This window comes from Gaetbulibacter saemankumensis DSM 17032 (assembly GCF_000425645.1).
Taxonomy (GTDB): Bacteria; Bacteroidota; Bacteroidia; order Flavobacteriales; family Flavobacteriaceae; genus Gaetbulibacter; species Gaetbulibacter saemankumensis.
In genome coordinates this window covers 1,509,832-1,534,169 of the sequence record NZ_KE384430.1, presented here as the reverse complement: position 1 = coordinate 1,534,169, position 24,338 = coordinate 1,509,832, and the positions used below count along the sequence as shown (strand labels likewise).

Sequence of the window (24,338 nt, the reverse complement as noted above, 5' to 3'; positions counted from 1 at the left end):
ATTAAGCTTTTGCAGCTTTATGTATTTTTGGGAAAAGTAAATTTAGATTATCCACTTTTCTTACTCGGTTTAAATATATTCTAATATCGCTAGCACTTTTAGCTATGGACTCTTTTAGTTCCTTAGCGTCAATTAATACTGCCTCATTAATTTCTGTATTCTCATTATTATTAGAAACAGAAACCGCTTTAACATTTTCATTATTTACAACTTCAACTTTATTTTGAGCACCTGCGAAAGAAACAGTTAATAAGAAGATAATTAATATGTAAAAATTTGTTTTCATTTCTATTTGGGGTTGTTTGATGATTCAAAGATATATTCAGATAAGAGGTTGAACACAAAAAAATAGTTGTAAATCACTGTATTTTCGATTAGTAGAGGAGTTGCTGTTTTCGCCCGATTAACTGATAAAAACCCTGTTTTTACGGATAAAAAACAAGCCTTTTGCATTTAATCGAAAAATGCAAAACGTTCATAGGTAGGATTACAACTTCTCCTACTAAAAATCACGCCTTCAATATGTACTTTATCGACCTTGAACAACATATTCTAAACACTAAATTCTCGTTATTTAAGTAAGAGGTATTATATTTGCGCAAAACTATTTAAAATGACAGAATTAAGACAAATTATAGAAGCGGCTTGGGAGAACAGAGAACTTCTTAAAGAAGAAAAGACTACAAACGCTATTAGAAAAGTTGTTGATTTATTAGATAAAGGAGAGTTACGAGTTGCAGAACCTGTTGATGCTGGCTGGCAAGTAAATGAATGGGTGAAAAAAGGTGTTGTATTATATTTCCCTATTCAAAAAATGGAAACAATAGAATGTGGTCCTTTAGAATTCCACGATAAAATACCTTTAAAGACAGGTTATGCTGAAAAAGGCATTCGCGTAGTTCCGCATGCGGTAGCTAGACATGGAGCATATATTTCTCCTGGCACTATACTAATGCCTAGTTATGTGAATATTGGAGCTTATGTCGACGAAGGTACCATGGTTGATACCTGGGCCACTGTAGGTAGCTGTGCACAAATAGGCAAAAACGTTCACTTATCTGGTGGTGTAGGTATTGGTGGTGTTTTAGAACCTTTACAAGCAGCTCCTGTAATTATTGAAGATAATGTATTTGTCGGATCACGCTGTATTGTAGTTGAAGGTGTTCATGTTGAAAAAGAAGCCGTATTGGGAGCCAATGTTGTTTTAACTATGAGTACTAAAATTATAGATATTACTGGAGATACCCCTATTGAAATGAAAGGTCGCGTTCCTGCCCGCTCGGTTGTTATTCCTGGAAGTTACACTAAAAAATTCGCTGCAGGTGAATACCAAGTTCCTTGTGCATTAATTATTGGAAAACGTAAAGAAAGTACCGATAAGAAAACATCTTTAAACGATGCCCTTCGCGATAACGATGTTGCGGTATAAATGAAGATTCTCATTATACAACAAAAAATGATTGGTGATGTGCTTACAAGCAGTATCATGTTTGAAGCACTTCACCAAAAATTTCCAAACGCTCAATTAGATTACTTAATTAATGAGCACACTCTTCCGGTTGTTAAAAACAACCCATTTATAGATAATTTCGTTTTATTCACGCGACGAGATCAAAAAAACATAATTAGCCTTTTTAAATTTACTTTAAAAATACGTCGACAAAAATACGACATCGTAGTAGATGTATATTCTAAATTATCGAGCAATATAATTAGCTTACTTTCTGGTGCTGAAACAAAAATCTCTTATTTTAAACCTTATAGCGCTTTCTTTTATAGTAATAATATAAAAAGAGATAAAGAATCATCTTCAACTAATCTTGCCTTAAGGCACAGATTACAACTTCTGGAACCTCTGGATATTCAAATTTCCAGTGTCATTCCAAAAATCTATTTAAGCAATGAAGAGATTTCAGAAAGTTCAAAGTTGCTATTAGAAAATGGATTAAATCTCGATAATCCATTGTATATGATTAGTGTTTTAGGAAGTGGCAAAAATAAAACCTACCCTTTAAATTATATGGCAGAGGTTATTGATACCATAATTAGTGAAAAACCGAAGGCTCAGATACTGTTTAATTATATACCGGCGCAGGAGTCTGATGCAAAAAACATCTATAATCTTTGTAAGCCAGAAACACAAAACCGTATATTTTTACATGTTTTTGGCAATAGTTTGCGTCAATTTTTAGCGATTACTTATCACTGTAATGCCCTTATAGGAAATGAAGGTGGCGCGGTAAATATGGCTAAAGCCCTCAATGTTAAAACATTTTCAATATTCTCCCCTTGGATTGATAAATCTTCATGGAACCTTTTTGAAAACGAAAGTAATATCGGTGTTCATTTAAAGGATTACGAACCTAATATCTATACTAAAGCAGAAAAGCACTATAAGCAAGAATCTGAAACATTATATCTTAAATTCAAACCAAATTTTTTTAAAAATAAACTCATTAAGTTTTTAAATTCTTAATACTCACCCCCTAGCCTCCCCTTTAAAGTAGATTAATATTTACCAAAAGATAATACATTTTAACGGTCTATTTATTTAATGTAATTTTGCAGAAAATTAAAACATATAGATGTACGACTATTTAATTGTTGGTGCCGGACTGTTTGGTTCTGTATTTGCTCACGAAGCAAAAAAAAATAACAAAAAATGTCTGGTAATAGATAAAAGAAATCATGTGGGAGGAAATGTTTATTGTGAAAACATTGACGGTATTAATGTTCACAAATATGGTGCTCATATTTTTCATACGAATGATAAATCTATTTGGGACTATGTTAATCAATTTGCTGAATTCAACAATTATATAAACTCACCGGTATCCATATCGAAAGGTAAACTTTATAATTTACCTTTTAATATGAACACTTTTTATCAATTATGGGGCACTAAAGCACCAGATGAAGCAAAAGCAATAATTAACAAACAAATCGAAAAATTTGGAGTTAAAACACCTCAAAATCTGGAAGAACAAGCACTTTCTCTTATTGGTAAAGATGTTTATGAAGTTTTAATAAAAGAATATACCGAAAAACAATGGGGTACCAAGGCAACTAAATTACCTCCATTCATAATTAAAAGACTTCCCGTTCGATACACTTTCAACAACAATTATTTTAACGACAAATACCAGGGGATTCCAATTGGAGGTTATAATAAAATTATTGATGGGTTGTTAGCAGGTATAGAAGTGAGAACCAATGTAGATTTTTTTAAAAACCGAGAAGCCTATAAAAACATAGCAAAAACTATCATTTTTACAGGTAAAATAGATGAATTTTTTGATTATAAATATGGTAAATTAGAATATCGTTCGCTTCGTTTTGAAAATTCCACCTTAGAAACAGATAACTTCCAAGGTAATGCCGTTGTTAATTATAATGATGGTGATATTCCTTATACGAGGATTATAGAGCACAAACATTTTGAATTCGGCACCCAGCCAAATACGGTAATAACCAAGGAATACCCTGAAAAATGGACGCCTGAAAAAGAGGCATACTACCCCATTAACAATGATGAAAACCAAAACAAATATGAACGCTATAGAAAGCTCTCTCAATCTGAGTCGAATGTGATTTTTGGTGGTAGATTAGCAGAGTATAAATATTATGATATGCACCAAATTATTGCGTCCGCTCTAAAGAAAAGCAAAAAAGAATTTGGGAATAAAGTATCTTAGCTGTGTTAATTCATAAACCAACCTATTGAGTCTATTCAAATTGAATACTACAAAAAAAATATCTGCATTAATGATTACTTTCAACGAAGTTAATCATATTGATGCTGTATTAGAATCCGTGAATTTTGCAGATGAAATTATAGTGATAGATTCTTATAGTAATGATGGTACTTACGAAAAGTTAAAATCCCATAAAAATGTAAAAACCATACAGCGGGAGTTTATCAACTTTGCCAATCAAAGAAACTTTGCATTAGAGCAGGCTAAATACGAATGGGTTCTTTTTATTGATGCCGACGAACGTATCCCGGAAAATCTAAGAAAAGAAATCATACAACATGTTAACTCAACCGATGATATTGTTGGTTTTATGTTTAAACGTCTCTTTTTCTTTAAGCAAAAACGTATTAGATTTAGTGGATTCCAAACGGATACCACTTACAGATTGTTTAAAAAAGATTTTGTGAAATATAATGAATGTAAAACGGTACATGAAATGCCTGTTTTAAACGGAAAAAGCATGTTACTTAAAAACAAAATGCTCCACTATTCTTTTGACAGTGCTTCGCAATATAAATCTAAAATGGAGCACTATGCCAAATTAAAAGCAGTTGAGTTACACCAAAAAGGTAAGAAAGCAAACATGCTCCATTTTATATTGAGACCAACCTATAAATTTGTTTTAAATTATTTTTTAAGACTTGGATTCTTAGATGGTAAAGAGGGCTTGATTATATCTTACTTAAGTGCCTATGGTGTACATTACAGATATCAAAAATTAAAAAGTCTAACTAAACAATCTTAGCCCGCTTTCCAAAATTTCAGTTTCTTTTTAAGCCGACGTTTACGGTGATATTTTTCTTGAAAAACTTCAGTTTCATACCACATTAAACCGAATACTTCTTCGTAATCATATCCGGAACATTTCGCATACTCATCACTCATAATTTCAACCATAGATTTATGTATGGTTAAACGTGAAAAATTCTTTATACGCGTTTCAAAATCTAGAGACTTAAATTCCATACGATTGAGATCAACTAAATAAAACTTATAATCACCATTATTTAATTTAATTAGAGTATTTCCAGGCGAATGATCTAAGAAATGAACGCCCTTTTCATGTAATTGAAAAGTGAATCGCGTAAATGCTCTTAAAATATTCTCGTAATTAGGAATATCAAAATCGGTTGTTAATTCTCTATAGGTTAACTCACAACTTAAATGCTCACTGATATAATAACTTTTTTTAAAAAGAAAAAAGGTCTTAAAAATATAATACCCTATTGGTTGTGGGGTTCCTATTTCTAATTCTATTAATTTATTGGCATATTCATAAGAGCGTTGTGCCTTACTTTTTCTAAAAAAACGATACGCTATTTGGTTAATTAAATGAGGGACTTTAAAAGATTTTACATTCAATGTTTTATCTCCCAGAGCAAACAACTTTAATGAATTCCTATCCTGATTTCCAAAATTTTCACCTTTAGTATTATAATTGAAAATAATATCATCAAAAAAGGCTATATGTTCCTTAAAATTCTCGTGTATCGTTTTATTAATTATCATTTTTATCTACTTCAACCTTAATAATTGCAATGAACTACTGGTATTTTATTTTTTCAAAAATACTGATGTATTATTGAAATTTTTATTCTTTTATAAAAGTAATTTCATGTAACACTAAGGCTAATTAAAGGTATTTCCCAACACCGTTTTCACACCATGCAGCCTTATTTCTTTTAGTACTTGATTCTATAGAATTATTAAACTCTAATCTATTTTTTGATTTTTCCTGATGATAAATATGAAAAACAATACCCCTATACCTCAATCTGCGACCTTGAAGACCATAATTATGTAGACGAAGTGCCAACTCAGAATCCTCTCTACCCCAGCCTTGAAACTCTTCATTATAACCATTTACGGCAATAAAATCCTCTTTAAAATAGGAGGTATTGCAGCCTCTGTATTTTTTTGAAAAATTTGGTTTTGGCAAATACAATCTACTTAGTAAAGGAAAACGCAATGCCCGGGTGCGCTTTTTTATACCCTTTGAAAATACTGAAAAATTTGTCTGCTTTATTTCGAAAAGACTTCTTAAATGAGCCTTCTGAATATTTACTCTGCTTCCAAATAAATAGTAACCCTTTTGAGCAAATTCTATATGATCTTTAACAAAACATGGATGCAAAATACAATCGCCATCTGCCTGAATAATATAACTTCCTTTAGCTTCCGCAATAGCTTTGTTTAGAATAGCCGATTTTGTAAACCCAATATCCTTATGCCAGACATGTTTTATTGGAACTGGAAATTCTTGATTAAATGCTTCAATTAAAGTTTTTGTTTCTTTTGTCGACCCATCATCTGCTATAATGACTTCATCTGGAAACACCCTTTGCTTTTTTACACTCAGTAAAACAAGTTCAAGAGCTTCAGGCCAATTATATGTTGATAAAATTAAACTAGTTTTCAAATCCTTCTACTTAAATAAATATTTAAAAAATTGTCCAAGATTCTTCTTGAATATAAAGAAATTGGATTTATAAAGCCCTTGTTCTTTTTCCTTTCTAAAATTTTCAAACAATTCGGAAAAATTACTACCTGCAACAAAATCCAAATACTTCCATTTTTCTGGCTCTAAAAAAAAGAAGTTCTCCTTTTCTTTATAATTCAATTCGTTTACGCTATCCCATTTGTTCATAAATCTTTCTAAATCGACTTCTTCATTATGTCCCCAATTAGTCAATTTTTGCACCAATTCTTCGCGTGTTCTGGCCAAACATTCATGCAAAATTAACGCATTATAATAAATTACTCTCCCATTGGTCTTTCTACCAACAGTATAATCAGGATAATTAGTTGCAACCACTGTTTTAGTGGCTTTATTTACATACAAATATCCATTTTTAGTCTTCTTGTATAAACTTACATGAAATGGTTGTATTAATACTTTATGTTTTTCTGGAGAATTTAAATAATGATTTTTGCTCTTCAAAAAAGAAACAAAACGCTCAAAATTTATGAAATACTCATCTGCATCTAATTGAATAATCCAGTTTCCAATTCCCATCTTTTCTGCCAACATTTTACGCTCTCGAACCTCACATGCCATGGTAGACATTTCGTTTACGTAGAAGTAATCTTCATATAATTGAATTTTATTATCAACATCAATAGATTTTATCCAAGCAAAAAACTCGGGAGCAATGTGAATATGGTTTCCATTCCAAGTTTTCCTATCTTTGTCCACAGCAAGATAAATGGTATCGGCATGTTTATATACTAATGGAATGGCATTTTTTAACAATTCATAATCATAGGACACTAAAAAACCTACCTGAATTTTGTTCATCGTTGCAAAATTTGATAAATGGACGACAAATATACGTACTTATGCTTACACATTATTATAAATAAGCAACATGTATACACTTTCAGATATTAATAAAAATACTAATTATTATTATCTATAGTTTAGATATTTTATCTCAACCAAAACAACAACTTATACGTATATTCAACTACAAGAAGATTTATGTTAACTTAAAATCCGAATGGTAAAAATTTTCATCATAACTCACCAACAAACACCTGCTTTAAATAACAACCTGTATATTCCATTACAAGTCGGCTCCAACCATGAAATTTTCAAAGGCATTTTAAATGACCATACAGGAGACCATATTGCAGAAAAAAATAAAAACTTTTGTGAATTAACTGCTGCCTATTGGATATCAAAAAATTATGATGAGGCTGATTATATAGGTCTTTGCCACTACAGAAGGTATTTTAATTTTTATAAGAATCCTTTAAGTTTAAAACCATCAACACAAAAAAAAATAACCGAAGGGACATTTAAAAAATCTAAACTATACAAAATAGCTCCCGAAAAACAGGAACAATTAATTTTAGACATTTTTAAAAGTTATGATGTCATTTTACCTGTTTCATACGATTTAGGTATTTCCTTATCAGAAAATTATGCTATTGGCCACCAAAAAGAAGATTTCGATTTAACCAAACAAATAATACTCGAAAAATACCCAGAATACGAATCAAGTATTGAAAAATATTTAAACAGGGAATCGAAATTCTACGTCGCCAATATGCTTATTACTTCAAAAAAAATCTGGCAAGCGTATTATAAATGGTTATTCGATATATTATTCGAATTAGAAAAACGAATTTCTATTCCAGAAGACTCATATCAAGCTAGAATTTTTGGTTTTATATCTGAAAGGTTAACGGCCTTATATTTCCAACACCATAATTTTAAAATAAAAGAAACCCCTTTATACAAAATAATTTAATTTGAAAATACTTATTGCCACACATAAAGACAAAACCTTTATAAATAATAATCTAATGACACCTATTCAGGTGGGAGCAGATTGTTCTCAATCGGTTATTGACGAATCGTACCTTTTAGATAATACAGGAAATAATATCTCTCTAAAAAACATTAACTATAATGAACTTACTTCTCTATATTGGATGTGGAAAAACATGGCTAATGAAAATGTTGTAGGCCTTATGCATTATAGACGATACTTTCATTTTTTCAAAAAACCTTTTAGCAGAAAATCATCAAGGTTAAAAAAAATAGATAGTAATAGTAAACTTATTACAAAAACACAGGATAAACATGATAAAATAGAAGAAAAAATCACTAAATGGCTTTCAGAATATGACATCATACTTCCGTTTCCTAGAACCTATACTGTTCAAGATGCACCAGCAACTATTGCAGAAGACTACTGTTTTCATCATAGAGCCTCTGACTGGAATACAGCTATGGAAATCATTAAAACGAATTATCCAGAATATAAACCAAGTATAGAAAAATATTTATATAATAGCTATGACCGATTTTATATGGCCAACATGTTTATTGCTCAATATGATTGGCTAAATGATTATTGCTCATGGCTTTTTGATATTTTGTTTAAACTGGAATCTCGAATAACCATAAGTGAAGATTCCTATCAAAAAAGAGTCTTTGGTTTTTTATCTGAACGTCTTCTTTCACTTTATATTCATCATAATAAATTCAAAGTAAAACATTTACCACTTTTATTAGTGAATGACTTTTTTGAAGATAATCCAGAAATCACAAAACCAAACGAATTTATCGAATAAAAAGGATCGTCTTTTCAACTCTACCATTTTTTAAATCAAACAATTACATATCATAATATCTATAATCCTTGATTAAGAGTTTAATCAAGGATTATAGTACTTTTTTAAATCCGTAGTCTAATTTGATTACTCCATCTGTTCATTTTTGTTGCTACTTGAATCTCAATATAAAATTAGTCATCCCATATTGTTGTAAGTTAATAACATCAATAAAAAAAATATTAAATTAATACCTTTACCCAATAGACAATTTAATGATTTAAAGAAAACTTAATGAATTTAAAGAAGGGGCTCAGCAGTATTTTTCCTGTTTTAGATAGTGATAAGAGAAAACTAAACGTGATAAATTCTGTAATGGAATCGGCTCAAAAGAATCATGACGTTATAAACATCCACAGACACGATGTTAATAATGTAGGAGATTATTATTGCGCTCCTCACTTATATTTTGAAGTTCTTAAAGACAAATATTTAGATATAAGTGATTTTAGAAGCATTTCTAAAAAAAGGCGAAATAATTGGGTTGAAAACATATCAAACGATTCCTTAATCATTGGAGGTGGTGGTTTACTAAATCTTCGTCATTTTGAAATGCAGATGAAACTCTTTGAACAGTTAAGTGTAGATGGTAAAAAAACTGTGATTTGGGGTGCTGGACACAATGAAATTAAATCAAAAAATACAGGTGCTTTTACAAATTACAATGTAGATATTAAAAAATTTGGCTTAGCAGGTACTAGAGACTTTAGTATGAAAAATGAATGGGTTCCTTGCGTTAGCTGCTTGCACCCCATTTTTGATAAAAAATTTAAAACAACCCAAGAAATTGGAATTTTATTTGGAAAGGTGTCAACAAAAAATAAAAAGCTACAAAATAAATTAAATCATTTTCCCGTTAGTTCGAATACAACAAGTTTGGATGAAATGGTTTCATTCATAGGTAAATCTAATACTATCGTCACAGATAGTTACCACGCCATGTACTGGGCTATTCTATTAGGTAAAAAAACCGTTGTTATTCCAACAACATCTAAATTTTATGATTTCAAATACCCTCCAGTTATAGCTTCTTTTGATAATTTTGAAAGTAAACTAAAAGAAGCCCAATCTTATAGCGGAGTGCTTGAAGAATGTAGAGAGATAAATAATATATTTGCCATAAAAGTATTTGATTTTCTTAACTTATGATACATAAAGAAGTTGCAAACGCATTAACTATTTTAAAACAAGGCGGACTTATTCTCTATCCTACCGATACTGTTTGGGGAATTGGCTGTGATGCTTCAAACCATGAAGCCGTGAAAAAAGTTTACGATTTAAAACAACGTGTCGATAGTAAAGCCCTAATCTGTTTAGTTGCTGACGATAGAATGCTAAAAAAATACGTAAAAGAAATTCCTTATGCAGCTTTAGATATCATAGATATTAGTGACAAACCAACAACTATAATATATGATGAGGCCCAAAATCTGGCTCCTAATTTAATTGCAGATGACGGAAGTATTGCTATTCGAATTCCAGATGATGAATTTTGCTATCAACTTACAAGACGGTTTAATGGAGCTATAGTGTCTACCTCAGCAAATATTAGCGGACAACCAACCCCAAAATCCTTTGAAGAAATAGCACCTGAGGTTTTAAAAGGTGTAGACTATGTTGTAAATTTGCACCACGAAAAAATCTGCGCTAAACCATCGTCTATTATTAAGTTGAGTAACAATGGTATTGTTAAGATAATTCGTAAATAAAGTCATGAATTTTATTAATGAATTACAAAGAAGCTTTACAAAACAAAATTTTTGAAATAATTTCTCAATCTGCCAAAGAATTACAGCTGGATAGTTATGTTATAGGTGGTTTTGTTCGCGATTTTATTTTAAATCGAGGTATTCCAAAAGATATTGACATTGTAGCCATTGGCGATGGTATTAAATTGGCCAAGCAAGTAGCCAAAAATCTACCTAACAAACCTAAGGTTCAAGTTTTTAAAACTTATGGCACAGCCATGCTACGCTACAAGGATATAGAAATTGAATTTGTAGGGGCTCGTAAAGAATCATATCAGGAAAACAGTAGAAATCCTGCGGTTGAAAACGGTTCTTTACAAGATGACCAAAATCGCCGTGATTTCACTATTAATGCGCTTGCTTTAAACCTGAATGAAACCGAATTCGGAAAATTACTAGATCCGTTTGGAGGTATTCAAGATATAGAGAATAAAATAATCCGCACCCCGCTAAATCCAGACATCACTTATAGTGATGATCCTCTGCGAATGATGCGTGCGATACGATTTGCAACACAGCTTAACTTTTCAATTGAGGAAGCTTCTTTAAATGCCATTACTAGAAATGCCGAACGCATAAAGATTATAACGAAAGAACGAATTGTTGTAGAATTAAATAAAATTCTCGAAAGCCCGGAACCCTCAGTTGGGTTTTTACTCTTAGAAAAAACAGGGCTCTTGCAATACATTCTTCCAGAATTACTAGCTCTTAAGGGGATAGACGAAGTTGAAGGTCAACGCCATAAAGACAATTTCTATCACACTCTAGAAGTAGTCGATAACATTGCAAAAAACACCGACAACCCTTGGTTACGCTGGGCTGCTTTATTACATGATATAGGCAAAGCACCTACTAAGAAATTTAGTAAAAAAGTAGGATGGACCTTTCATGGACATGAATTTAAGGGATCTAAAATGGTGTATCATCTGTTTAAGCGATTGAAAATGCCTCTGAATGATAAAATGAAATTTGTTCAGAAAATGGTTTTAATGAGTTCGCGACCTATTGTTTTGGCACAAGATATTGTTACCGACTCTGCCGTTAGGCGATTAATTTTTGATGCAGGTGATTATGTTGAAGATTTAATGACGCTTTGCGAAGCTGACATTACCACAAAAAACCCTAAAAAATTTCAAAAGTATCATAACAACTTTAAAATTGTTCGTCAGAAAATAGTTGAAGTAGAAGAACGCGACCATGTTAGAAACTTTCAGCCACCAGTATCTGGAGAAGAAATTATGGAAACCTTTAATATAAAACCTTCAAAAGAAATTGGTATTATCAAAGAAGCCATTAAGGAAGCTATTCTGGAAGGCGAAATTCCAAACGAACATAAGGCTGCATTCAATTTAATGGTTAAAAAAGGAGAAGCCTTGGGCTTAACGGTTGTAAAATAAAAGATAAATCACACCTTCTAAAACGTACTTATCACATGAAAAAAGACAACAATGCAGTTATTTATTGGTTATTAACAGGCTGTTTCATGATTTTTATTATGGTAGTCGTAGGAGGTATCACCAGACTAACTGATTCCGGTTTATCCATTTCAAATTACAAACTCATTACAGGCACCGTTCCTCCGATTGGTGATGCCGAATGGCAGGAAGCTTTTGAATTGTATAAACAGTATCCCGAATATCAAAAATTACACAGTCACTTTACTCTTGAAGACTTTAAAAGCATTTATTTTTGGGAATGGTTACACCGTGTTATAGGGCGTTCTATTGGATTGGTATTTATCATTCCGTTTTTATATTTTCTTATCAAAAAAAGACTTACCAAAAAGACTATAAAAAAATGTTTGGTCCTATTGAGTTTAGGAGCCTTTCAAGGTTTTTTAGGCTGGTACATGGTAAAAAGTGGCTTGGTAGACATGCCTGATGTCAGTCACTTTAGACTAGCAGCCCATTTAACTACTGCTTTTCTAACGTTTGCAGCAACACTTTGGGTAGCTTTAGACTTAAAGTTTCCCGATATAAAACCAGCCAATAAACCAATGAAAAAATTTATTATTGCGGGTTATATCGTTTTAATAATTCAAATTGTTTATGGAGCCTTCGTTGCCGGTTTAAAAGCAGGGCTATTACACAATCACTGGCCAATGATGAATGAAGGTAAGTTTCTTCATTTTTCAGCGCTCACCTATGAACCATTTTATTTAAATTTAATAGAAAACCCCAGCGGCATACAATTCATACATCGCACCCTGGCATATCTGGTAGTCATTTTTACATATGTCATCTGGCGTAAATCAAAATCATTCTCTTTAACTCCGGAACAAAAACTGGGTATCAACGCTCTAGTTTCACTGGTTTTACTTCAGTTTATATTGGGTGTATTTACTATTTTATTGCAGGTTCCTTTATGGTTAGGTGTAGCCCATCAAATAGGCGCATTTTTCTTATTAACAGCCATGACTTTTGCCTTGCATCGTTTCTCGAGATAATTAAAAAATGATACCTTTGCATTATAATTTTTTACCATGATTTACAGATTTAGAGTTATACTTGATAACGATACTGAGGAGGATATTTTTCGCGATTTAGAAATCCGTGATACCGATACACTTGAAGACTTACACAATGTCATTACCCAGTCTTTTGGATTTGATGGTACTGAGATGGCCTCTTTCTACTTAAGTGATGACCAATGGAATCAAGGTGAAGAAATATCACTTTTCGATTTGAGTGAAGATGGTTCTGCCAGACTTATGGAAGAAACATCTTTAAGTGATACGGTTCATACGGAACAACCTAGACTAATATATGTTTACGACTTTTTAAGTATGTGGACTTTTTATGTTGAATTGGCTGAAATCGCAGAAGAAACAGAAGGTATAGATTACCCGAATTTAATGTATGTACATGGCCAGATACCAGACACTGCTCCGGAAAAATCTTTTGAAGCCGATACGGAATTCGATGATTTCAACGAATTTGATGATGCTATGGATTTAGATGATTACGATAGTTTGGACTTTGATGAAAACTGGAATTAACCTTATCTAAATTTTTCCATATTTACATTCTCATAGTTTTGAGTTAAATAGTTCAAAGCACATTTTAATATATCACCCATAGTTTTAGACTTTTTAAATTTTCGATCTAAGGTATAATCAAATATCTTAGACTTAAGCAAATCGATATTTTCTTTCTTAGAAATCACATCGTCTTGCATACATTCTAATAATTGATCAATTCTATTGTGATAACTTTTTAGACGTTTAACTAAAATAGACCGTTCTTCGATTTTATACTGATCGATGGACAAACGCTGAAAGGTTTCAGAAACCAGCTCTACCATCTTTAAATTCTCTTTAAAAAACTGAGGACGATAAATATTAAACTTACCTTCATAAGATTGTTGATCGAAATCTATCGCTCTAATTTTATATACTACATGATCAAAATCGTGAGTGGGTACAATCACATAATTGTAAGAACGCATATCGCCTAAGAGACGAATCATACAGCGCTCGTTAAACTTCACAAATTCTTTGGCTATTTGCGACTTTTCGGACTTATCACATTTAGGTAAAAAATTCTTAATAAATTCATCACCTGGAATTCCCGCAATATGCTCTTCAATTAATGTGTTTTGATATACCAAAAAGTTAAGATTGTAGGGAGATAACATATGCTCTAACTCCAAACCATAAATCCGAGAAGCATCAGCGGTTTTTATATAGAAATACGTGTAATTATCATTTAAAATGTTTCTTATTTTTATTCTGAAGGGTTTCGAATTACCGAAAGTACAATAATCAATAGCATCAACGCTTAAAAAAGGAATAGTACTTTCATTACCATCAGAATGTAAAATAGTATAAACTTTCTTTAAAGACAACTCAATTTCTTCTCTTTCATATTCATTATAATAAACACGGATCCATAGTGTGTCGTTATCATCTTTATCATACACAACTATAGAGCCCTGAAAACGTAACAAATCATCATAAAAAATTGGTAACTTTAAATTTCTATTATATTCAGAAAGATAGTTATGCAATTTTTGTGAGATTGGGTAAGAAGGTTTCCTTTTAGATATTTTTAAATCGTCCATACATAATAAGAAATTAGTCAAATTTAAAGTTTTTATTTTAAGACTGTAACATTTTATATCCCCTTTCGTCTTATTTTAAAACTAACATAGTCTAATTTTAACCAAAAAAGAATTATACATATCTTGGAGCCTATACTTACTATCAATAACCTCACAAAAAAATTCGGACACCTCACTGCTGTTAAAGACCTATCCTTTCAAATAAACAAAGGCAATGTTTATGGCATACTAGGACCTAATGGAAGCGGAAAATCGACCACACTGGGTATTGTTTTAAATGTGGTTAATAAAACTTATGGTGATTTTAAATGGTTCGACGGTGAAACAAGTACCCACGATGCCTTAAAAAAAGTAGGTGCCATTATAGAGCGGCCAAACTTTTACCCCTACATGACTGCCGAACAAAATTTAAAATTGGTGTGTAAGATTAAGGGAGTGAATCATAGTAAGATTGACGAAAAACTTGAAATTGTCGGGCTTTTAGATCGAAAAAACAGTAAATTCAGAAATTACTCTTTGGGTATGAAACAGCGTTTAGCCATTGCTTCTGCCCTCCTAAATGATCCCGAAATATTAGTTTTAGATGAGCCTACTAATGGCTTAGATCCACAGGGTATTCATCAGATACGTGAAATAATTAAAGAGATTGCCAACAAAGGTACTACCATTTTACTGGCATCACATTTATTAGACGAAGTAGAAAAAGTTTGTACCCATGTTGTTGTTCTCAGAAAAGGTGTAAAATTATATTCGGGTCGTGTAGATGACATGATTTCCAGTCATGGCTTTTTCGAACTGAAATGCAACAATCAAGAAACCCTTGTTAAATATTTAGAAAATCATTCTGCAATTTCTAAGGTTTTGGTAAAAGATAAATTAGTGACTGCCTTCTTAAATGAACCCTTCGACACCGAAGCCTTTAATAAAGAATTATTTAATCAAAACATCATCCTTACCCATTTGGTACAACGTAAAGAAAGTTTAGAAGAACAATTTTTACAATTAACCGATAATAATTAATCTACAAAACCAGCCAAATGTTACGATTACTCAGTTTAGAACTACAAAAATTATTACTCAACAGAACCAGTAAAATACTCATTTTCATATCGTTTATTTTACCTTTTTTTGTTATTCTGCTATCTTCTTTAAAAATTAATGTTTTTGGATTTTTCACCTTAGAATTAGGAGAACTCGGGATTTTTAATTTTCCTGTTATCTGGCATTTAACAACCTTCTTTGCCTCTCAATTCAAATTCTTTTTTGCCATTGTAGTAGTTAGTATGATAGGCAACGAGTATAGTAATAAGACCATTAAACAGAATTTAATTGATGGCCTAAGCAAGAAAGAATTTATACTCTCTAAGTTTTATACTATAATTTTCTTTTCAATAGTTTCTACTTTATTAATTGGTATGATTTCTTTATCAATAGGAATGTACTATTCCAGTTATACCGAATTTTCATTAATTATAAGAGAAACTAATTTTTTACTGGCTTACTTAGTTAAGTTAATTGGTTTTTTTAGTCTCTGCTTATTCTTTGGTATGCTCGCAAAACGATCGGCATTTGCTCTCGCTTTTATTTTTATTCTCTTTATTCTGGAATGGATTTTATTTGCATTAATGACCTGGAAAATTAATATGGATATCGCTGAAAAAATTCAGAATTTCTTCCCTTTAAAATCGATGTATAATTTAATAGAGCAGCCTATACAAAGAATTGCTATGACTAAGATTCCGGATAAAACTGCCATCGTCTACGATTACGCCGTTCACTGGTATGAAATAACCATTGTATTAGGTTGGACAGCCCTCTTTATCTTTTTATCGTACAGATTGTTAAAAATACGAGATTTGTAATTTCTTTTAATAGATTTGTTACTAATGAAAAAGAAAATAGTAACATTTCTTGTTATGGCTATAACGGCCATTACTTTCAGTCAGAATGAAGCTTCCAATTGGTTTTTTGGTGAAAATGCAGGCATTACATTTAATTTAAATGCGGCTTCAATTTCGAATAATTCAAATGGACGCTTATACACACGTGAAGGTTGTGCGTCTATCTCTGATGAAAATGGGAATTTGTTATTTTACACCGACGGCACAACAGTTTATAATGGGACACATCAAATCATGCAAAATGGTACCGGATTGTTGGGTGATGAATCCAGTACGCAATCAGCAATAGTAGTTCCTAAACCTGACAACCCCAATATTTATTATATTTTTACCGTAGGGTCTAGTCAGCGTAACACAGGTTTAAACTACTCTACTGTAGATATGACACTAGATAGTGGACGTGGAGGAATCGTTTCGAAAAACAATAGCCTCTTAGAACTTTGTTCTGAAAAAATAACGGCCGTTTTAAAAGATTGTATTACTAAATCCATTTGGGTAGTAACCTTTGCTTCTAAAAATGGGCTCGACCAAGTTTATGATACTTTTCATGCGTTTGAAGTTAATAACAGTGGTGTGAACACTAGTTCTGTTACATCAACATTTGAAATTGTAATTGGTGATGCCCGGGGTTATTTAAAATTATCTCCAGATGGAACCAAGGTAGCCTGTGCCAATGTATTTAATGGTTTATACATTTATGACTTCGACACTAATACTGGACAAGTAACGAATCAGGTTCCATTAACTATAAACACTCAAAATGACAGTAGATATCCTTATGGTGTAGAGTTTTCCCCTAGTAGTGAATTACTTTATGTACATGCTTCCAACGATTATTTTAATCGTGATGATATTGATGAAAATGACAACCCTGACAACCACACCTCGATTTTAATACAGTACGATTTAACACAACCCGATATTCAAAATTCGCAGGTTACAATAGACAATCGAAACCTCTATCGCGGTGCTTTACAATTAGGCCCTGATGGTAAAATTTATCGAGCACTGAGCTCTACTTACGATTTTGGCTTATCCTATTTGGGAGCCATTAACAATCCTAACGCTCGAGGTTTAAGCTGTAATTATGTGCATAATGCCGTAAACTTGGCACCAAATAAATCGTCACAAGGCTTACCTCCTTTTATATCATCATTTTTTAATTCTGAAATAGACATTATAAAAAACGGAGAAAGTACCATTTCGCTTAATTTATGTACTAACGATTTGTATACCTTATCTTCCATAGATATTCTGGGAGCTACTTACACCTGGACAAAAGACAATATTACATTACCTGAGACTGGTTTTGAATTAGTAATTTCTGAAGCTGGTCATTACCAAGTGTATATAGACCCTCAAAATGGCGATTGTGCTTTCGAAGGTCAGGCATTTGTAAATTACAATGCTATTCCGATTGCTAATAACCATATACTTTTTCAATGTGATGAAGATGGCATTAATGATGGGATTACCATGTTCAATCTCAATGAGGCTAACAATGTTCTTACCAATGGCGAACCTGAAACACGTCGTTTTACGAAATTTTACTCAGATATTAAGAGAACGACTGAAATTAACGCTGCCAATTATCCCAATACTTCAAATCCGCAAACCGTTTATGTTGAAGTATACGATTCGAAATCACTTTGTATGAACACCTCCGAACTCATATTAGAAGTTAGCGTTACCTCTGCTAATAATGTGGTATTACCACCTGTTTGTGATGATGATGGTATAGAAGATGGCTTATACGAATTCAATTTAAAATCTATCGATCCCTATGTTCTCAATGGCCTGCCTGCAGGTTTAGATTTAAAATACTACGAATCGTATAACGACGCTCTTTTAGAAACCAACGAAATAGTTTCTACTTACCGGAATAGGACTGCTTACTCACAAACAATTTATGCCAGAGTAGAAAATACAAATAATTGCTATGGCATTAGTGAAGTATTGTTAACAGTTAATAAACTACCAGATATTGAGACAGAAGCCACCGCTTATTACTGCCTTAATAAATACCCTGAACGTATAACTATTGATGCTGGTATTATAAATGATTCTCCGAATAACTACACTTACAAATGGTCTACAGGCGAAGACACCTATGACATACAAGTAAACCAAACAGGAACTTATGATGTTGTAATAACGAACAACAATGGTTGTTCAAAAACCAGAACAATAACGATCATAGCTTCCAACATTGCTAGCTTTGAAGCTATTGAAATTAAAGATGCCAGCAGCAATAATAGTGTTTCCGTTATCACAACAGGAGACGGGTTATATGAATATGCCCTTTATGATGAAAACAACCTCTTAATTATGCCTTACCAAAGCAGTAATTTATTTGAAAATGTGAAACCTGGGTTTTACACGGTTTATGTTAAAGACATTAAAAATAATTGTGGCATCGTTACCAATAAAATATCTGTTATTGGTTTCCCAAAAGTTTTTACACCAAATAATGATGGCTATAACGACTTTTGGCAAGTATATGGGGTTTCAAATATGTTTCATCCTGATACCAAAATTTTAATTTATAATAGACTAGGGAAACTATTAAAAGAATTAAGTCCCAAAAGTAAAGGTTGGGATGGTCAATTAAATGGAGAAAAACTACCCGCCGATGATTATTGGTTTTGGGTAAAACTTCAGGATGGCCGGGTATTCAATAGTCATTTTACACTCAAACGTTAATCTATTACATCCTGAAATCTTATTAAATTGCATTTCGTCGTGTTTATTTTGCGTTTCATCCAAATAATAAGTAATTTTCGCCTTGATTTTTAATCAATTAGATTTATTTACCCAAATAAACCATACGTGAAACACAACCTACAATTCCTTCTGATTTTAGCTATTTGTTTTTGTAGCTTTAATGCGACATTCTCTCAGCAGATAACCATCGACAATTCAATATCAGTTCAGGATTTAGTGCAAAATAATTTAGCAAACGACTGTGTTGAAATTTCGAATATAGATTCACCAGTTAACGGAAGTGTTGATGGACTCACAAGCTATGGTGCATTTAACCGAGGAAACAGTTCTTTTCCTTTAGAGAGTGGCATCATAATTTCTACTGGAAATGCGGCTTCTGGTGCTAATACTACAATATCAACCGATTTAAGTGAAGGCTCACAAAACTGGGGCACCGATCCAGATATCGAAGCAGCCTTGGGAGTTAGCAACACACTTAACGCTACTGTTATTGAATTCGATTTTGTAGCACTATCAGATGTGATTCAGTTTAATTATTTAATGGCTTCCGAAGAGTATTATGCTAATTACCCTTGTAATTCATCTGATGGATTTGCGTTCTTAATTCGTGAGAGCACCAGTACTGGTCCCTATCAGAATATAGCACGCGTTCCTGGCACCAACGACCCCGTAACGATAAGTAATATTCATGAAGAAATATTAAATATATGTTCAGCTTCTAATGAATCTTATTTTCAAGGCTACAATACAGGAAACACCAATTATAATGGTAAAACAACGGTTATGACCGCTGCCAGCGCTGTAACTCCCAATGTACAATATCATGTCAAGTTAATTGTTGCCGATCAGGCTAACGACCCAGAATATGATACAGCTGTATTTATAGAAGCTTCTACCTTCTCTTCTCTAGATTTGGGTGAAGATATTAATACCTGTTCTGGAAACGTAACATTAAATGGAAATATCAATAATCCGGAAGCGACCTATGCTTGGTTCCAAGATGGTGTGGAAATTATAGGTGAAACTTCACCAACCTTAACAACTTCCGTAAGTGGTTTATATCAAGTACAAATTAGTATTGATGGGTTAAACTGTACCATTACAGATGAAGTAAATGTTACTATCGACACTGAATTAATGGCTAATTACATTCCGCCATATCAATTATGCGATGATAATGGAGACGGAGAAGAGACTTTTAATCTAAGTTCGAAAAATTCAGATGTTGAGAATGCCATTCCTAATTTACCAGCTAATTATAGCATCAATTATTATGAATTAGAGAATGACGCCAGAAATAATCCTTCAAACAATATTTCTGGTCCAATCACTAGTGCTTCTCAAACCATTTATGTTCGTGTTGAAGATACCGATATGGGATGCTTAATTTATGGATCGTTTGAATTGGAAGTAAATGAAATTCCTGCCATAACCCAACCATCCACTTTAGAAGTATGTGATAATGATGGTACTCCAGATAGTAGAACTGAGATAGATTTAAGAGTTAAGGATGATGAAATAACTGGTGGACAAAATAATCTAGTAGTCACTTTCCATTACAGCTCAAACCACGCTGCTTCGGGATTTAATGCCATCCCGCCTCCTTATAGGAACACAAATACAATAGAGACCCTATATGTAAGAGTTACCAATACCATTACCGGCTGCGTAAATACTACAACCTTAAATATTGAATTAACAAATGGTAATACCGGTATTGTTAGAGACACCCAATATATCGATGCTTGTGATCCCGACCATGATGGTTTTGCAACATTCGATTTAACTTCAGTGATTGATAACATACTAAACGGAGAAACTAATTTCCTTCCTCCCACTTACCACACAAGTGAAGCCGATGCCGAATCGGGAACTAATCCTATTCCTAATCCAACAGCATACAATAATACAACTCCAGAACAAGAAACTATTTATGTGAGATTGGAAGATAGTACAACGGGCTGTTACGCCATTATACCTATTGAAGCCCATACAAATATCCTATTAACGGGAACCGATTTGAGTGATTTTGCATTATGTGATGAAGAAGACAGTAACGGATTTATAGATTTCGATTTAATCACTGTACAAGGGTATATTGCCAATGATTTACCATACAATATTAGCGTAACGTATTATGACAATCAAAACGATTTAGATAACCGAACCAATCCTATTGACAAAACGGCCCTTTATCCAGTAAGCACTACCGAACCCAAAACTTTATATATTGAAATTGACAAAGGTGACTGTACGGATGTATCAGAAATTATCTTGCGCGTAAATCCCATACTATTATTTAATCCTCAAGATCCTTTACCATATTGTGATACAGACAGCGATGGCACTACTACCGTATATTTGCCTTCATTTAATGATAATGTTACCGGAGGAAATACAGACTTTGGTGTAAGATATTTTGCTTCCGAAGCAGATGCTATAGAAAATCTAAGTACACTTCCAGACAATTACGATGTTACAAACTCCGAAACCATTTGGGCACGTATCGAACATATGGAAACAGGATGTAGAACTTATAATAGCTTCGACATAACAATTATTCCTGCTCCGGAGGCTACCGCTCCTAACCCAATTATTATATGTGATGCCGACAGCGACGGATTTTCAAATGTAGTATTAGAAAATGTTATCGATGAAGTGGTTTCAGACAGAACCGGATTAACCATTGAATTCTATGCTTCAATAAATGAAGCCGAAAACAATCAGAATCCGTTAAATAAAAACGCTTACAATGCACAAACACAAACATTATATGTTCGCGTTGATAATACACAGTGTTATAACATTCAACCGTTAGAAATTACAGTGAATACCTTACCTCAAATTCCAACAATAACCCCCTATAAAATTTGTGAAGATGATGGCAACCAATTAGAAGACTTTATTTTGTCAGATAAGGATGCCGAGATACTTAATGGCCAATCTGGAAAAGAAGTATTTTACTTTGAAGACTCCACATACACGACACTTATTGATAAAAATAGCCCCTATTCAAGCAGTGGCTCGCAAACCATCTATATCCGTGTTGAAAATATATTAGATCCCAATTGTTTTAGCACCGCTACATTCACTTTAGAAGTAGCCCAAAATCCAACTTACAATACTAATTTCACCGATTTTCCTCCAGTATGTCAAAGTATTCAACGAGATTACACCTTTGATTTAGATTCTAAACGTCAGGAAATTGCTCAGGGAAGTCCTGATGATTTAAATATTAACTTCTACTTAAGTACGAGTGACGCCATAAACGACTCAAATGCATTACCTGATTTATTTACTTACGATGCACTTCAGGGGCAGTTTTATGTGAGAATTGAAAACACTAATAACTCATGTGTGGTTTATGATGAAGTCCGGTTTATTACATTCCCGACACCATATATTGCTTCTGCTCAAATTGCTCCAGTATGTGATACAGATTATGACGGCAGCTATTTTGTAGATTTAAATACCGCCATATTTGACATAGAAAATGTAAGGTTTAGTGATGTGTCCATCTCGTTTTTTGAAGATGAAGAATTAAACACCCCTATTGCAAATGCACAAATAACCAATTATCCCGTTACAAACAGTAAAACTATTTATGTAAAGGCTGAAATAACGCAAACTCAATGTGATCATGTTGCACCTCTTGAATTACAGATTAACTTACCTCCGGCCACCAACAATATTGACACTATATATATTTGTGATAATGATACTAATACTTATGATTTATCACAAGTAGATGAGATGCTAGTTGATAATACCAACCAAGTAAGTATTTCGTATTACAACTCTCAAAATGATGCAAGCAATAACATCAACCCTGTTGGCCCGATATATAATTATACCAGTAATTTACACACCCTATTTGCTCGGGTCACAGATAATAATAACGGGTGTCCTATTATTACAAGTTTCAATCTACAAATAAATCAAAACCCGATAGCAAATACACCTCCTGATTTAGTTAACTGTGATGACGATTTTGATGGTTATTATGAATTTGATTTGGATGAGAATAAAGACATCATTCTAGGAGGGCAGGACCCTTCCCAATTTAACGTGTATTACTATAACTATGACATTAAAAATGCCATTGAAGACACTAACCGATTAAGCAATTTTCACGCGGCTGTTAATGGTGAAACTATTTTTGTAAGGGTTGAAAACAACAATTCAGGATGTTATAACCTTACGCAGTTTAGAACCATTGTAAACCCTTTACCTATTATTCCAATTGATGATATTGAACCACTATGCTTAAATGATTTACCTTTAACTATAAGTGCGGAAACAGGTAATTTTGGTGACAGCTATTTATGGGATAATGGTAACACCTCTCCAGAAAATCTATTTAATGAATCTGATCTTGGTGAACATTGGGTACAAGTAACAACGCCATACGATTGCAGATATACAAAATTCTTTTCTTTAATAGAATCTGAAGCGGCCACGATAAACTTTACAACAAAAGTAGATTTTGCCGATCCCAACAGTATCACCGTAAACATAAGTGGTATTGGTGATTATGTTTACATTTTAGACAATGGAGAACCTCAGCAATCTAATGTATTCGAAAATGTCGCCTTTGGAGTACACCAGGTAACAATTAGAGATTTAAACGGCTGTAATGACGTTACCACAGAAGTAGTCGTTATTGATGTTCCTAAATTCTTTACACCAAATAATGATGGTATTTTTGACACGTGGCACATTGTTGGTATAGAAGAATTGCCAGGTACTGTAGTCTATATCCATGACCGATATGGCAAGCTTCTTAAAACCCTACCTGTTACTTCAAGAGGTTGGGACGGCACATTTAATGGGGCTAATATGCCCTCAGACGATTATTGGTTTGTAGCCCAAGTAATTCAAGATGGCAATGCTTTTGAAGTTAAAGGGCACTTTTCGCTAAAACGATAAACACAGAAATTAGCTATACTTTTTATAATTTAATTCACTTTATCTAAAAAGAGAACAACTTGTTACATTTTTATCAATTAAATATTGAATTTATC

General features: G+C 32.8%; 20 protein-coding genes. 15 read left to right on the top strand and 5 right to left on the bottom strand.

Going from position 1 to position 24,338, the window contains the following annotated elements; all coding sequences use genetic code 11:
• Position 1: 1 nt before the first annotated feature.
• Entirely contained in the window at positions 2-286 is a 285-nt protein-coding gene (locus tag H611_RS0113535; RefSeq protein ID WP_027138892.1) for a hypothetical protein, read from the bottom strand.
• A gap of 327 nt (positions 287-613) precedes the next feature.
• Between H611_RS0113535 and H611_RS0113530 the strand changes: the two genes are divergently transcribed.
• The 4 genes from H611_RS0113530 (at position 614) to H611_RS0113515 (ending at position 4,500) form a co-directional block, all read left to right on the top strand.
• Entirely contained in the window at positions 614-1,429 is an 816-nt protein-coding gene (locus tag H611_RS0113530; protein WP_027138891.1) for a 2,3,4,5-tetrahydropyridine-2,6-dicarboxylate N-succinyltransferase, read from the top strand.
• Entirely contained in the window at positions 1,430-2,476 is a 1,047-nt protein-coding gene (locus tag H611_RS0113525) for a glycosyltransferase family 9 protein (protein WP_027138890.1), read from the top strand. It begins immediately after the preceding gene.
• A gap of 109 nt (positions 2,477-2,585) precedes the next feature.
• Positions 2,586-3,695, top strand: coding sequence for a UDP-galactopyranose mutase (gene glf, locus H611_RS0113520; RefSeq protein WP_027138889.1), 1,110 nt, complete (start codon positions 2,586-2,588; stop codon positions 3,693-3,695).
• Positions 3,696-3,765: 70 nt separating this feature from the next.
• The gene (locus H611_RS0113515; protein ID WP_051238819.1) at positions 3,766-4,500 is read left to right on the top strand and encodes a glycosyltransferase family 2 protein; all 735 of its coding nucleotides are present in this window, start codon (positions 3,766-3,768) and stop codon (positions 4,498-4,500) included.
• On the opposite strand, the gene H611_RS0113510 is transcribed toward H611_RS0113515, so the two are convergent.
• From H611_RS0113510 to H611_RS0113500, 3 genes are all read right to left on the bottom strand, one after another.
• The gene (locus tag H611_RS0113510) at positions 4,497-5,264 is read right to left on the bottom strand and encodes a lipopolysaccharide kinase InaA family protein (RefSeq protein WP_051238818.1); all 768 of its coding nucleotides are present in this window, start codon (positions 5,262-5,264) and stop codon (positions 4,497-4,499) included. The genes H611_RS0113515 and H611_RS0113510 overlap by 4 nt on opposite strands.
• A 124-nt stretch (positions 5,265-5,388) precedes the next feature.
• Positions 5,389-6,174: a glycosyltransferase family 2 protein gene (locus H611_RS0113505; RefSeq protein WP_027138886.1), complete on the bottom strand. Its 786-nt coding sequence runs from the start codon at positions 6,172-6,174 to the stop codon at positions 5,389-5,391.
• Between the two features lie 6 nt (positions 6,175-6,180).
• Positions 6,181-7,053, bottom strand: a complete 873-nt coding sequence (locus H611_RS0113500) for a hypothetical protein (RefSeq protein ID WP_027138885.1) — start codon at positions 7,051-7,053, stop codon at positions 6,181-6,183.
• A gap of 202 nt (positions 7,054-7,255) precedes the next feature.
• Here H611_RS0113500 and H611_RS14375 point away from each other — a divergent pair, with 202 nt between their 5' ends.
• From H611_RS14375 to H611_RS0113465, 7 genes are all read left to right on the top strand, one after another.
• Positions 7,256-8,011, top strand: a complete 756-nt coding sequence (locus H611_RS14375; RefSeq protein WP_051238817.1) for a DUF4422 domain-containing protein — start codon at positions 7,256-7,258, stop codon at positions 8,009-8,011.
• A gap of 1 nt (position 8,012) precedes the next feature.
• Positions 8,013-8,840, top strand: a complete 828-nt coding sequence (locus H611_RS14370; protein ID WP_051238816.1) for a DUF4422 domain-containing protein — start codon at positions 8,013-8,015, stop codon at positions 8,838-8,840.
• Positions 8,841-9,113: 273 nt separating this feature from the next.
• On the top strand, positions 9,114-10,028 hold the full coding sequence (locus H611_RS0113485; protein ID WP_027138884.1) for a polysaccharide pyruvyl transferase family protein: 915 nt from the start codon (positions 9,114-9,116) through the stop codon (positions 10,026-10,028).
• Entirely contained in the window at positions 10,025-10,588 is a 564-nt protein-coding gene (locus H611_RS0113480) for an L-threonylcarbamoyladenylate synthase (protein WP_027138883.1), read from the top strand. The genes H611_RS0113485 and H611_RS0113480 overlap by 4 nt, the downstream gene beginning before the upstream one ends.
• A 17-nt stretch (positions 10,589-10,605) precedes the next feature.
• Positions 10,606-12,024 (top strand): CCA tRNA nucleotidyltransferase, encoded by a 1,419-nt coding sequence (locus tag H611_RS0113475; RefSeq protein ID WP_035483868.1) that lies wholly within the window; start codon positions 10,606-10,608, stop codon positions 12,022-12,024.
• A 35-nt stretch (positions 12,025-12,059) separates the two neighbouring features.
• Positions 12,060-13,073, top strand: a complete 1,014-nt coding sequence (locus tag H611_RS0113470) for a COX15/CtaA family protein (protein WP_027138881.1) — start codon at positions 12,060-12,062, stop codon at positions 13,071-13,073.
• Between the two features lie 36 nt (positions 13,074-13,109).
• Positions 13,110-13,625: an IS1096 element passenger TnpR family protein gene (locus H611_RS0113465; RefSeq protein WP_027138880.1), complete on the top strand. Its 516-nt coding sequence runs from the start codon at positions 13,110-13,112 to the stop codon at positions 13,623-13,625.
• 2 nt (positions 13,626-13,627) lie between these two features.
• Here H611_RS0113465 and H611_RS0113460 read toward each other — a convergent pair whose 3' ends face one another.
• Positions 13,628-14,689, bottom strand: coding sequence for a hypothetical protein (locus H611_RS0113460; protein ID WP_027138879.1), 1,062 nt, complete (start codon positions 14,687-14,689; stop codon positions 13,628-13,630).
• Positions 14,690-14,812: 123 nt separating this feature from the next.
• Here H611_RS0113460 and H611_RS0113455 point away from each other — a divergent pair, with 123 nt between their 5' ends.
• From H611_RS0113455 to H611_RS0113440, 4 genes are all read left to right on the top strand, one after another.
• On the top strand, positions 14,813-15,709 hold the full coding sequence (locus tag H611_RS0113455) for an ABC transporter ATP-binding protein (protein WP_027138878.1): 897 nt from the start codon (positions 14,813-14,815) through the stop codon (positions 15,707-15,709).
• A 17-nt stretch (positions 15,710-15,726) separates the two neighbouring features.
• Positions 15,727-16,551, top strand: coding sequence for an ABC transporter permease (locus H611_RS0113450; RefSeq protein ID WP_027138877.1), 825 nt, complete (start codon positions 15,727-15,729; stop codon positions 16,549-16,551).
• Between the two features lie 24 nt (positions 16,552-16,575).
• Positions 16,576-19,293 (top strand): T9SS type B sorting domain-containing protein, encoded by a 2,718-nt coding sequence (locus H611_RS0113445; RefSeq protein WP_027138876.1) that lies wholly within the window; start codon positions 16,576-16,578, stop codon positions 19,291-19,293.
• A 126-nt stretch (positions 19,294-19,419) separates the two neighbouring features.
• The gene (locus tag H611_RS0113440; RefSeq protein WP_027138875.1) at positions 19,420-24,243 is read left to right on the top strand and encodes a T9SS type B sorting domain-containing protein; all 4,824 of its coding nucleotides are present in this window, start codon (positions 19,420-19,422) and stop codon (positions 24,241-24,243) included.
• Positions 24,244-24,338 lie beyond the last annotated feature (95 nt).

Coding starts and splice junctions, on each gene's coding strand:
- H611_RS0113500 (WP_027138885.1), bottom strand. CDS start 7,053: ATGAACAAAATTCAGGTAGGTTTTTTAGTGTCCTATGATTATGAATTG.
- H611_RS0113445 (WP_027138876.1), top strand. CDS start 16,576: ATGAAAAAGAAAATAGTAACATTTCTTGTTATGGCTATAACGGCCATT.
- H611_RS0113525 (WP_027138890.1), top strand. CDS start 1,430: ATGAAGATTCTCATTATACAACAAAAAATGATTGGTGATGTGCTTACA.
- glf (WP_027138889.1), top strand. CDS start 2,586: ATGTACGACTATTTAATTGTTGGTGCCGGACTGTTTGGTTCTGTATTT.
- H611_RS0113515 (WP_051238819.1), top strand. CDS start 3,766: ATGATTACTTTCAACGAAGTTAATCATATTGATGCTGTATTAGAATCC.
- H611_RS14375 (WP_051238817.1), top strand. CDS start 7,256: ATGGTAAAAATTTTCATCATAACTCACCAACAAACACCTGCTTTAAAT.
- H611_RS0113535 (WP_027138892.1), bottom strand. CDS start 286: ATGAAAACAAATTTTTACATATTAATTATCTTCTTATTAACTGTTTCT.
- H611_RS0113530 (WP_027138891.1), top strand. CDS start 614: ATGACAGAATTAAGACAAATTATAGAAGCGGCTTGGGAGAACAGAGAA.
- H611_RS0113480 (WP_027138883.1), top strand. CDS start 10,025: ATGATACATAAAGAAGTTGCAAACGCATTAACTATTTTAAAACAAGGC.
- H611_RS0113465 (WP_027138880.1), top strand. CDS start 13,110: ATGATTTACAGATTTAGAGTTATACTTGATAACGATACTGAGGAGGAT.
- H611_RS0113460 (WP_027138879.1), bottom strand. CDS start 14,689: ATGGACGATTTAAAAATATCTAAAAGGAAACCTTCTTACCCAATCTCA.
- H611_RS0113510 (WP_051238818.1), bottom strand. CDS start 5,264: ATGATAATTAATAAAACGATACACGAGAATTTTAAGGAACATATAGCC.
- H611_RS0113470 (WP_027138881.1), top strand. CDS start 12,060: ATGAAAAAAGACAACAATGCAGTTATTTATTGGTTATTAACAGGCTGT.
- H611_RS0113485 (WP_027138884.1), top strand. CDS start 9,114: ATGAATTTAAAGAAGGGGCTCAGCAGTATTTTTCCTGTTTTAGATAGT.
- H611_RS0113475 (WP_035483868.1), top strand. CDS start 10,606: ATGAATTACAAAGAAGCTTTACAAAACAAAATTTTTGAAATAATTTCT.
- H611_RS0113450 (WP_027138877.1), top strand. CDS start 15,727: ATGTTACGATTACTCAGTTTAGAACTACAAAAATTATTACTCAACAGA.